Origin of the sequence: Tistrella sp., from assembly GCF_002684955.1 — a bacterium.
GTDB classification, from domain to species: Bacteria; Pseudomonadota; Alphaproteobacteria; order Tistrellales; family Tistrellaceae; genus Tistrella; species Tistrella mobilis.
The window spans coordinates 47,267-58,426 of the sequence record NZ_NYWI01000074.1; the positions used below are offsets into that span (position 1 = coordinate 47,267).

Here is an 11,160-nt window from a genome sequence, read left to right on the forward strand (position 1 = left end):
ACGCAGATCCGTCGGAAATAGCGGTCCGGCCACAGGATGCAGGGCACGGGACCAGCGGGACGGATCGGTTCCATGCAGGACGACAAGCCGGTCGATTGCGGTCCTATCCGGCATGGCTGATCCCCCAGCGGAGGGCCTGACCCCCGGGGGGCAGGCCGTTGCGGGAGGCCCAGCTGATGAAAGGCTCGGGCCCGTCCGCTCCGCTGACGCGGAAACGCGGCGTTCCGCGGCGATCCAGCCGCCGATGCATGATCTCGTAAGCGGTCCTGATTCCGTCCGTCGGGAAATGGCCATTGGCCGTCGCCTCGAACCGCATGTCTATGCTCCAGCGCACCTGATCGCCCCGGTTCTCCGTGGCGGCGTGGATCAGCAAGGGATGAAAGAACAGAACATCTCCCCGCTGCATGGGCAGCAGGTGCGCCGGATGTCTGCGCGCGGCGTCTGCGGCGATCTGCCGGATGTGGTCCTGTCGGGCGGGCGTGGACGGGCGGATGTTGTCATCCGCCGGCGGGGCTCCGGGAAGGGCGCCGCGTCGATGGCTGCCGGCCGAGACGGCGAGGCAGCCATCTTCCAGCCCCGTATCGACAAGTGGCAGCCAGACCTGAACCATGCAATCCGCCATGGCCTCGACGCCGGCACCGTAGAACTGGGTGTCCTGGTGCCATGGCCAGGTCCGCGGGAAGGGGGCCGGGCTCGGCAGCATGGGCCGCAGATGGCCGTTGCCCTGGCAGGTTATCTCGGGCCCGAGCAGGTTCCGCAGGATGTCGACGAAGCAGGGGGACGTGAAGAGTGCATGAACTTCGGCGCAGATCAGCAGGGGGTCCCAGGCGCGTGTATTGATTCGGGCGGCCCTGCCGAGCAGGGAGATCAATCCCGTTTCGAGTGATGTGTCCTCGCCTGCCCGGCTTTCCTGTCCAAGGGCGTATCGGCACCGGGCGATCTGCCCGATTTCCGCCCGCAGCCGCTCGCGAACCGCGTCGGTCGTTGCGGGGGGAAGGCAGTTCCGTATCAGAAGATATCCTTCGGCCAGAAAGGTTTCACGTGGCGTCACCGGCGCCTCCATCGTCCATCGCCACCAGCCCGGCGGCTTCCGGCCAGCTTCCGGCGTGGCGGATATTGACTGCAATTCCCGGAGCCGTTGGCGGTGGTAAGCCGGGATCGGCGAAGAGGACCGCAAGTTGGAGGAACGGCATCCGCGCCAGAACCTCGAAACGGTCGTCGATCATGTGGGTCAGACCAAGCTGCCGGGCGATGACGGCCTTTTCGGCGAGGGTCTCCGTGAAGTGAACCCTCTCCGGGACCAGGCCGATCGCCTCAGCCAGCCCGCTTTGCCATAACCAGGCAGCAATCAACGGGCGGACGGCCGGCTCTGCCTTGGAAATAATGTGGATCCGGTCGCCGAAAAACGGCTTCAGGACGGTGTGCATGACCACATGGACATCCGGCATCGCGACGAGGGCGGCCGCTCCCCCCTCCGGCGTCGCGGGCAGGCGCCCCTCTTTGAGGTGCAGCCGGCAGAGAACGCCACCCACATCCACACCCAGACAAGGCGGCCTGCCGAGGGCTTCGGAGATGGGGGCTGCGGCGAGGATCTGTGCGATGCGGTCCTCACGCCCCAATGCACGGTAGAGACGGGACAGCGCCGACACCCCCATCATCGGCAGTCCCGAAGCGGAGGACCGAAACGGCTGGTGCGGGAGAATTTCCGGCGGTTCGCCCAAAGGAGCGGGATCCGGCAGGCCGGGCCGCGACGCGGAGAGGCCGCAGATGGCATCGACCGTGATGCCGCCGATCCGGGCAACTGTCCGGATCGAGACGAGCTGCGGGCTCCGGAACCGTTCGGGCGGCCGGCCTCCAAGCAGCTCGGCGATCCGGCCCGCATCCGCTTCACCGGCAAAGATGTCCAGATCATCGGGCAGAAGATCGGCGCCATGATAGGCCGCGGCGGCGCTGCCGCCGACCCTCCAGGAGATGTCCCGTCCTGACAGGCGTCGAGCGATGTCCTCTAGGATGGCGAGCATGGGGTCGGCAAGAGGCACGGTCGGTCTCTCCGGGGCGGCTTCTTCAGCTCATTGCGGGGGTCGGGGTCAGCCGGGTTGCGGGATCAAGGCCGAAGAAACGACAGGGCGTGTCGACCAGGATCTGCCGCCGGATGGTCTCGGGGAGCGTTCCCAGCATCTCGGTCAGCCACCGGCGTGAATGCGGGAAGGTGGTCACCGAGTGCGGAAAGTCGGAACACCACATCAGCATGTCGGGCGTCGGCAGCCACTGTCCGCCCTCGATATCCGCAGGCTGCAGAAGGCGGGCGATCACCGGGTCCTTGAAAAAGCTGAACCGGAAGTGGCGTCGGACATAATGGCTGGGAGGCGCGCTGATCGGAAAGGGCATGGCCTCACCGAACACGGCGTGGTTGTCGTCCATCATGAACAGGACTTCGGGCAGCCAGCCGGCATTGCTCTCTGCGACATAGAAGACCAGATCGGGAAACCGGTCGAACAGGCCATCGGCGATGGTCGCACACAGGAAGGGCAGAATGGCAGGTACACAGCCGCGCATAAGAACCGTGGCCGGATCGAAACGGCCTGCAGCGGAACTGACCAGCATCGGATGATGACGGTCTCCGACCGCGACATGCACCGTCAGCGGCATGGCCAGATCGATCGCCCGTCGCCAGAAGGCGTCATCGGCCGGAGAGGGACGTGGACCACCGGCAGGGAACTGGCTGAGGCAGACCGCCTTCAGCCCCAGCGACCGGCAGTTTTCGAGTTCCGCGATCGCATGGTCGACGGGGCCGACCGGTATCAGCCCTACACCGATCAGCCGATCGGGAGCGGTGCTGCAATAGTCTTCGGCGAGCGAGATGTTGTAGGCACGGATGATCGCCCGGTAGGCGCGCTGATCGCCGATTCCTTCGATGAAGCGGGCAAGGAAAGCGGGTGGGAACAGGACTTCTGCATCGATGCCGTCCGCATCCTGTTCATGCAGGCGTTGAACCGGTCCGCCGGTTCCCGGCTTCGGCCGGCCGTGATCATCCAGATAAGAGGCGCCGGTGAGCTGCAGCCGGCCACCGCCGGAAATGTTCGTGCCGTTGTGGATCAGCGGACTGCCCTCGATCAGCCAGGCTTCGCCTCCGTCGGGAAGCTGCAGCAGGCGGGGGGCGAATGGACGGTAGGCGGCAGGGATGCGTGCGAACCACGCCTCTGCCGGGGTCTCCAGATGGCCGTCCGCCGAGATGACCGTGTATCTGCGCATGGCTGATGTCATCCTTGATCCGTAGTCGGGCTTAATCCGTGATCAGATCCCGGCCACAATGTGTGGCCGGATCGGTGCGTGTGATGCCGAAGCGGGCTGCGGCGTCGAGCAGCCGGTCGAAGGCGGCCATGCCCGTGGCCGGATCGGGATGGTCGCGCGGCAGCATCGCGATCCGTTCAACGATCTTTTCGACCTTCAGATTGTCCTGACGGGACAGATGCGGCAGCAGATAGCGTTGGTAGCGGTCCTGCCACATGTGCAGAACCGCGTGCTCGTTGCGGCGCCGGACCTGATCGATGGTGTCGTGGTTGAGCCGGGTCGCCGTCGTCGCGTCCATGCCGTCATGGCGCCAGTCGAAATCCGGATCATCTTCGTCTCCCACTTCCAGCCCGAAGCGCGCTCGATCTGCCCAGACCGGCATGGCTTCGTCGGTCATGCCGAAGACGTGCAGCTTGAAGTGGCCTTCATACTCGGACACCAGGAAATCACTGGTCGCGCGATAGGCCTCGGGGGTCTCGCCGGGATAACCCACCATGAACGAGCAGCGAAAACCGATCTCGCCGCCACGCAGAAGATCGAAGGCGCGGCGATTCTGGGCGGCGGTCACTTTCTTGCTCATGGCGGCAAGGACACCGTCATGCATGCTTTCGAAGCCGATCGACAGTGTGCGGCAACCGCCGGCCGCCAGCCGGTCCATCTGACGTGTGTCTTTCAGATAATTGGCGCGGCTATAGGCCTCCCACGAAATGCCGATGGAGGGCAGGAGGTCCAGAAGGGCTTCCATCCGGCGCGGCGGAACGGTGAAGGTACTGTCCATGGCGTTGATCAGCCTGGTCCCGTTACCTTCGGCATACGTCGCCCAGTCGCGGGCGATGCGCTCTGCCGTGCGGTAACGCCAGTGCGGACTGGCGAAGGGGAAGGAACAGAAGCCGCAGGTGAACGGGCAGCCGCGCATGGATTCATAGGGGATTGCCGGGCGATCGCCTGTGATCCGGGGGGCGGGCCAGTCTTCGAACCGGATCTCGTGGCGTGGCGTGGCGGCCACTCTGCCGTCGGCCGTCGGATAGACCAGGTTCGGGATATCATGAAGATCCTTGTGATCGCGAATGGCGATCAACAGTGCAGGCAGAGCCTGCTCGGCATCCCCGCGCAGAATGCAGTGGATATCCGGATGGCGCGCCAGGATCTGTCGGAAGCGGATATTGGCATATTGACCGCCGAGAACGACGGGCCGACCGTCAGCAACCTGACGGGCAAAATTCAGGGCCCGGCCCAGGGTCGACATGTCCCAGATATATGACGTGGATACCAGTACGGCATCGATCTGTCCGGCAGGCAGGTGCGCCGTACCGTTCCAGATGTCGGTGGTATCGATGTGGATCTGTTGAATGCCGGCGGCCTCCAGGATGGCTTCCAGCGTCATGGTGGTGAGATGCGGTACGGCGTCGCGCAGGGGACGGAGCAGCGCATGGCGCAGGCCGCCCGAGACGAAGGACAGGTCACTCAGGGCGAAACCGCCGCGGTCTGCGAAATAGCTCCTGCCGACCGCGGCGGCCGTCGCTGCGTCGCCGAACAGCGTGCCGTCGAAATAGACGTCGTTCTTGCAGGTCGGGCCGAAGCCCGAAAGCAGGGCGACACGCATGATGTCCGTCTCCCGGTCATGCATGTGGGTCCGGCCCCGGGGCCGGGTCGGATGCGGCTCAAATGGGGTACGGCCCGGAAGGTCGAGGCCCGCCACTCAGGCGGTCATCAACCGGGGCCGGCCGATCCAGGTGCAGAGATAGTCCATGTGGACGAGGTGCTGGTCGGTCACCAGCGTGGGTTTCTGCGGGAAGACCTGGTCGGGGGCCACGTCGCGGGGACAATAGGGATCCCGTTGGCGCATCGACCGTTCGCCCGTGCCGTGCAGATGGTGGAGATAGGCACGGGCCGCACAGCCGCCGCCGCAGCTGGACTGGAGTGCACAGCCCCCGCAGCCTTCGATCACGTCGGGATTGCGGTTCCGCTGTCGGAAAACGCGGAACAGGTCGCTCGACACGATCTCGGAAAGGTCATGCGTCAGCAGATCGAGTTCGGATTTGTAGTCGTGCAGATAGACGCAGGGGCTGACATGAATCTCGCCGGTCGGGGTGATCGAATGGATGCGGAACGATGTCCGGCCGCAAGGGCAGCGGCGGGCAGCCTGATAGTCCGTGACTGCCGCCAGGGGCGGTTCGCCCATATCGACCGGATCACACAGCTCCATCAGTCGGGCGAAGCCTGCATAGTAGAGATCGGCCGGAAGGGCGACGGACATATGCTCGGGGCGGACGGGCTTGATCGGGTTGATGCGCACATTGGCATCCAGGCGCGCTGCCAACGCCACCAGGGCATCGATATGGCGGCGGCTGAAATTCCAGGACATCCCGCACATGATCGCCGAATGCGCCTTGTCGGCTTCGATGCAGAGTTCCATCGCGCGGACGGCCTGATGATAGATGCGCGCGCCGCGATTGCGGTTGTGTTCTTCTTCGAAGGGGGAGTCGAACGAGACGTCGACATCGTTGAGCAGCGCGAAGGCTTCGGGATGATCACGATGCAGATAAAGCAGGCTGATGCCGCTCGTGGTGATGCCGACTTCGATGCCCGCCTCGTGAAGTTTGCGGATGATCACGGGCAGCAATGTGTCGCGCGGTTGCGGCCCATTGGTGAAGAGAGGTTCGTTGCCGCCCAGATTGACCGTCTCGACGCCATTGCTGGCAAGCTGATCCACGATCCGTTCGATCATCTCGACGGACATGTTCATGCCCTTCCGCCGGGCACTCATACTGTAGCAATGCGTGCACCGATACGGGCAGTCATTGCCCAGAGTCCAGCCGATATTCTTGATATTTGGGGTGATTTCCTCAAGGCCCTGGTACTCGGAAACCGGGCCTTCGCGTTTCTCGTAATGCGAATACATGTCGAAATCGACAGGCGTGGTCGGACCATCCATGTTCACACTCCGTTATCTGGGGTGGACATGTTCGGGGTATGGCAGCTTGTTTTAGCGTGTTGCGCGATTTGTGGCAGAGAATATGATCCCATAAGTTAATTTTGCCCATGGGCATATTTATTACAGGTTGATGACAGCGCCGGTGACCGCTCCCGGTGGCGGCGGCATCGGGTCCAGGTCGGGAGGTCGGTGATGACGACGGTAGTGGAGCGGCTGTCAGGGCCGTCATGGTCTGTGATGGTCTGGCCGGGGCGAAGGCTGGTGCTGACGGAGGCGGAGGCGGAGGTCATCGCCACGCGGCCGTTCCAGCGTCTCCGGCGACTGCGTCAGATCGGCCTGTATGGCCATGCCGCCCCGCTGGCGGATCACACCCGCTATGCGCACACCATCGGCACCGTCTGGTGGACGGCAGAGCTGATGCGGTCGCTCGATGACCCGGCAGCCGACCCCGACGGACCACGGCATCTTGCCGCCATGCGGCAGATTCTGGCGGATGAAGGGGCCTCTCTGAATCTGGTCGTCCGGCTTTTCGCTCTTATCCACGACATCGCGCTGCTTCCCTTCGGCCATACGCTGCGTTTCCAGCTTGGCCTGATCCATGGCGCAGACAGCTTTACGCGCTGTTTCAGGCAGGCCGTCGACAATATCGGCGACGAGATCCGCCCGAATATGACCGACAGGCCTTCGGCCGAAGCCCTGCTGTGGCATCTGGAACTCGCCGTTGCGGTGGCTCATGCGCCGCGCCTGCTGGCCGGCCATAGGCCGGCCGTCGGCGGGCCCCGGCTGAACACGGAAGTGACGGACAGGCTGATGCCGGTTCTGACCTTCGTCTACGACCTCGTTCACGGGGTCTATGGCGCCGATATCATCGATGTCTGCTGGCGGGATCTGTTTGCGGCCGGGCGCGTGTGGGACCTGCCGGCTTCGCTGCCGGTGGCCGGGCAGATCATCCTCTGCCGTCCAGGCGATCCGGCCTGGCCGGCACCGGGGCGGACCATGCCTGCATCGATCTTCCGTTACGGCATTCAGGCGATGGACGGCGACAGGGTTCTCATGGATCGTCTGACCGACCTGTCTGCGACCCTGGACCTGCGCTATGAGGTTGCGGAAAAGGCCTTCTTCCATCCGCGAAAATGTGCGGCGGATACCATGCTCGACAAGGCTCTGCGCAGCGTCGACGACCATGGCGGCGGGGATCTGTCCGCCGGTCGTCCTCCCTTCACGGATCTCGACCTGCTGGAGATGGGCGATGATGCCTTTCTTGATCTCGTGGCCCAACGGGAGGCGGCGATCGGGGAGGGTGTCCGTGCGGCACGGGATCTGCAGGCGGGCCGCATCTGGCCGGAGATGGTGCATCTCGACGGTCGCGGACTGGCGGCATTGGAGGACCAGGTCTGCGACAGTCTGACGGCGCCGGCCGGGCGTTCGTCGGCCGAGCGACGACTGGCCCGGGAGCTGGGCGTTCCGGCGGCGCATGTCGCTTTGCGTCTGGCGCCGCGTCGCATGCAGGCGAAGGCGCCTGACACGCCCATCGGCTGGCGGAACGGACAGGCAATCCCCTTTGACCGGCTGTGTCGCGAGCACGGGTTGCCCCTGAGTGCCGCCTCATTGCCGATGCGCTATGCCGGGCTGCGGGATCTGTCCCTTTATGTCCGGGACGGGGCGGCTGTCGCGTCGATCACGGCGGGGCGCCTGGTCGAGATCCTCCGGGGAGTGGCCTTTGCATGATCCGCCGCCCTGCAGGACCTGCCCTGGCGTTTATCGGCTTCGGGTGCTTTTCGGCGGCGGACCTTGTCACGAAGCTGTTGATGGGCGCGCATGGGCTCGCGCAGGTTCTGGTTCTGTCGGGGCTGGTGATGCTCGTGGTCATGACGGCCGGCGCGCGATGGCTGGGCGGGATCCAGGGCGTGGCGCGCGGCATTCTGGCGCTGGTCGTGTTGAGGGGGCTGATGTCCGCAGGCATGATCGCGCTCAGCCTGCATGCTTTGTCACGGATGGCGATTGCAGACGTCTATGCGCTGCGCTTTCTGGCGCCGCTGTTGATCGTTATGCCCGGCGGCCTGTTGATCGCCGAGCCGCCGCGTGCACGGGATCTGGCCGCGGTTCTGGTCGGTCTCGCAGGGGTCTGGGCCGTGCTCAAGCCGGGATGGCTGGCTTCCGGAGCGGTGGTGGTGGATGGCGCCATCCCCTGGGATGGTGCAGCCGCAGCTCTGGGAGCTGCGGCGCTTCAGGCGGCTTCGGTGTTGATGCTCAGGCGCTGGCATGCCGCATCGACGCCACTGGTCGATGCGGCGCTGCCGGTCATGGTGACGGTGCTTGTGGCGCTACCGTTCCTTCTGGAGAACGGCATGTCATACGGGCATGGCTGGATCATGCCGCGGGCGGTGGAATGGGCAGGCTATGTGGCCGCAGGCCTCTTCCTTGCCGGCGGCCGGTTGTGCCTTGTCTTTGCGCTAAGATCGGCGCCTGCCGCAGTCGTGGCGCCGGCGCATTACAGCCAGCTGCTCTGGGGCCTGGCCTTCGGCTGGCTGATCTTTGCCGACCGCCCCGACCCGATCTCCACGATGGGCGCCCTCGTGATCGTGGCCGCGGGCCTGATGACGGCCCGCGGTGCCAGGCTGCGTCAGGCGTAATGCCGCCCATAGCGGTTGGCGAGCAGGGCGTCGGCGTCGATGTGGTCGTGACGGACGAGACCCTTCTGGGGCAGGCGGCCTTCGGCCAGGAGGTCGATGACCGCGGCGACGCCGGCGGCGGTGGTCAGGCGGATGGCGGACATGTGCATGCCGTCGACCTCGCGGGCGCCGACTTCGCGGCTCCACGAGCGGCGGGTCAGGCGGCCGTCGGCGATGCCGTCGACCGAGACCGAGAGCACCACCACATCCTGGTCCGTGGTCGGCACGGCGGCTTCCAGAACCTGTTCCAGCAGCTCGCGACGGTCGCGCAGCTTCAGGTCTTCGAGCAGAAGCTTCATGATCGCGCGATGGCCGGGATAGCGCAGGGTCTTGTAATCGAGTGTGCGGACCTTGCCTTCGAAAGCATCGGCCAGCATGCCGAGCCCGCCCGAGGTGTTGAAGGCTTCGTAAGTGGTGCCGTGGAGGATGACGGTTTCTTCGCCTTCCAGCGGCAGGACTTCGCGGCGCTCGCCGTTCCAGATCGCTTCACAAGGGTTGCAGTATTCATTGACCACGCCTGCGGTCGACCAGGTCATGGCATAGCCCAGCGGACCGGTCGGATGGGCGGGCAGCGCGCCCACGCGGATGCGTGCGGCATCGACCGTCTCGAAGCCATGGGCCAGACCATGGGCCATCACGCAGACCACGCCCGGGGCCAGGCCGCACTGGGGGACCAGCGCGGTTTCCGCATTGGCGGCGAGCGCCGCGACCGCGCGGGTGGAGCGGACGTCTTCGGTCAGGTCGAAATAGTGCAGGCGGTTGCGCACCGCCGCCTCGGCGATCTGCGGGCAGAGATGATAGGGGCCGGCGGCCAGCACCGCGTCATGGCCCTTCATCACGGCATCCAGGGCGGCCGGATCGGCGGCATCGGCCTCCACCCGGTGGATGCGCGAGGAGAGCTGACCGGCCTCGACGCCGAAGCTGCGGTCGGCGAGGGTGATCTCGTGGGCGCCGCCGGCGGCCATCATATGGGCGACGGCGGTGCCGATGCGGCCGGCGCCGAGGATCAGGATGCGCATGGATCTGGTCTCCCTTGGGGATCTGTTGGCTGGGTCCCTGGGGTGATCATTGCGGCTGGGAAGAGGCGGGCACCACTTGACGAAACGGCTATTTTCGGGCCGTTAATAGCCGAATCGGCTAATACGGGTCAGAAAGGGTCGGATGCGATGGCGGAGCCCGAACTGGATGCGGTGAACCGGGCGCTGATCGCGGCACTGAAAGTGGACGCGCGTATGCCGATCGCGGCGCTGGCCCGGATCGTCGGCCTGTCGCGCACGGCGCTGCGTCACCGGCTGGCGGTGCTGGAGACGACGGGGGTGATCCGCGGCTATCGGGTGGAGCTGGGCGAGCGGCTGGTGCCGAAGGTCCGGGCCCATGTGATGATCGAGCTGCGCCCCAAGCTGGGGCGGCAGGTCATCCAGCAGCTGAAGGCCTGCCCGGAGGTGAATTCGCTGCACGCGGTCTCGGGCCCCTTCGACCTGCTGGCCGAAGTGGGCTGCGAGGATCTGGACCGCTTGAACGCCCTGATCGACCGGATCGCGGCGTTCCACGGGGTGGAACGCACGCGATCGGCGATCGTGCTGGAAGACTGTTTCGAACGCTGAGACGGCGATGCGGTCTCAGGCCGCACCGAAGGCCGGCGGATAGGTGAGGGTGCCCCGGCCGTCGCCCAGGATCTCAGGGGTGAGTTCCAGCGCCATCAGATGGGGACCCGACCAGGGGCAGCGGAAGCCCGCGGCGCGCTCGGCGCTGAAACCGAAGCGGGTGTAGAAGGCGGGGTCGCCCAGAACGAAGACCGCTTCGGCGCCGCCCGCGCGCAGCCGCGACAGGCCGAAGCGGATCAGCATGGCGGCGATGCCGAGCCGGCGGTGGTCGGGCAGGACCGAGACCGGGGCCAGAAAGCGGCCGCGGATCGGATCATCCCGGTCGTCGCTGCCGTCGAGGCGGATGCCGAGCGGGCCGAACAGGATCTGGCCGAGCAGCTGGCCTGTCCCATCCTCGGCGACCAGCGACAGGGAAACGTCGCCTGCGGCAGCAAGGGCACGAACCAGATCGGCCTCTTCAGTGCCGCCGAAGGCGGTGGTGATCAACTGAGCCAGGGCATCGGCATCGGCCGGTTCCGTGCGGCGCATCCGGAAACCCTCCGGCAGCCTGGCGGCGGTCATGCGGCAAAGGCCTGAAGATCGGGCGGCAGATGGCCGGTCTTGACGTAAAGCCGGCAGCCGCCGTCGGTGCGGCGGGTGGTCACCCGCCCCGGCGGCC

At 65.8% G+C, this 11,160-nt stretch carries 10 protein-coding genes; 3 read left to right on the forward strand and 7 right to left on the reverse strand.

The window, feature by feature from the left end; genetic code table 11:
• Window positions 1-103 precede the first annotated feature (103 nt).
• The 5 genes from CMO28_RS25160 to CMO28_RS25180 form a co-directional block, all read right to left on the reverse strand.
• Window positions 104-1,063 (reverse strand): phytanoyl-CoA dioxygenase family protein, encoded by a 960-nt coding sequence (locus CMO28_RS25160; RefSeq protein WP_062761913.1) that lies wholly within the window; start codon window positions 1,061-1,063, stop codon window positions 104-106.
• Complete coding sequence (locus CMO28_RS25165) at window positions 1,038-2,039, reverse strand: hypothetical protein (protein ID WP_296718787.1); 1,002 nt, start codon at window positions 2,037-2,039, stop codon at window positions 1,038-1,040. Before CMO28_RS25165 ends, CMO28_RS25160 begins: the two co-directional genes overlap by 26 nt.
• Before the next feature lie 25 nt (window positions 2,040-2,064).
• On the reverse strand, window positions 2,065-3,252 hold the full coding sequence (locus CMO28_RS25170; RefSeq protein ID WP_296718790.1) for an amidohydrolase family protein: 1,188 nt from the start codon (window positions 3,250-3,252) through the stop codon (window positions 2,065-2,067).
• Between the two features lie 31 nt (window positions 3,253-3,283).
• Entirely contained in the window at window positions 3,284-4,894 is a 1,611-nt protein-coding gene (locus CMO28_RS25175; protein WP_296718793.1) for a B12-binding domain-containing radical SAM protein, read from the reverse strand.
• Between the two features lie 96 nt (window positions 4,895-4,990).
• Window positions 4,991-6,226, reverse strand: coding sequence for a radical SAM/SPASM domain-containing protein (locus CMO28_RS25180; protein WP_322111413.1), 1,236 nt, complete (start codon window positions 6,224-6,226; stop codon window positions 4,991-4,993).
• A gap of 192 nt (window positions 6,227-6,418) precedes the next feature.
• Here CMO28_RS25180 and CMO28_RS25185 point away from each other — a divergent pair, with 192 nt between their 5' ends.
• On the forward strand, window positions 6,419-7,954 hold the full coding sequence (locus tag CMO28_RS25185) for a hypothetical protein (RefSeq protein ID WP_296718796.1): 1,536 nt from the start codon (window positions 6,419-6,421) through the stop codon (window positions 7,952-7,954).
• Window positions 7,951-8,859 carry a DMT family transporter gene (locus CMO28_RS25190; protein WP_296718798.1) on the forward strand — a complete coding sequence of 303 codons (909 nt, stop codon included), beginning with the start codon at window positions 7,951-7,953 and terminating at the stop codon, window positions 8,857-8,859. Before CMO28_RS25185 ends, CMO28_RS25190 begins: the two co-directional genes overlap by 4 nt.
• Here the strand turns inward: CMO28_RS25190 and CMO28_RS25195 are convergent.
• Window positions 8,850-9,917: a saccharopine dehydrogenase family protein gene (locus CMO28_RS25195; protein ID WP_296718802.1), complete on the reverse strand. Its 1,068-nt coding sequence runs from the start codon at window positions 9,915-9,917 to the stop codon at window positions 8,850-8,852. The genes CMO28_RS25190 and CMO28_RS25195 overlap by 10 nt on opposite strands.
• A 147-nt stretch (window positions 9,918-10,064) precedes the next feature.
• On the opposite strand from CMO28_RS25195, the gene CMO28_RS25200 reads away from it, so the two are divergent.
• On the forward strand, window positions 10,065-10,502 hold the full coding sequence (locus CMO28_RS25200) for an Lrp/AsnC family transcriptional regulator (protein ID WP_014748113.1): 438 nt from the start codon (window positions 10,065-10,067) through the stop codon (window positions 10,500-10,502).
• A 15-nt stretch (window positions 10,503-10,517) separates the two neighbouring features.
• Here the strand turns inward: CMO28_RS25200 and CMO28_RS25205 are convergent, their stop codons facing one another.
• On the reverse strand, window positions 10,518-11,030 hold the full coding sequence (locus CMO28_RS25205; protein WP_296718806.1) for a GNAT family N-acetyltransferase: 513 nt from the start codon (window positions 11,028-11,030) through the stop codon (window positions 10,518-10,520).
• Window positions 11,031-11,160: the final 130 nt, after the last annotated feature.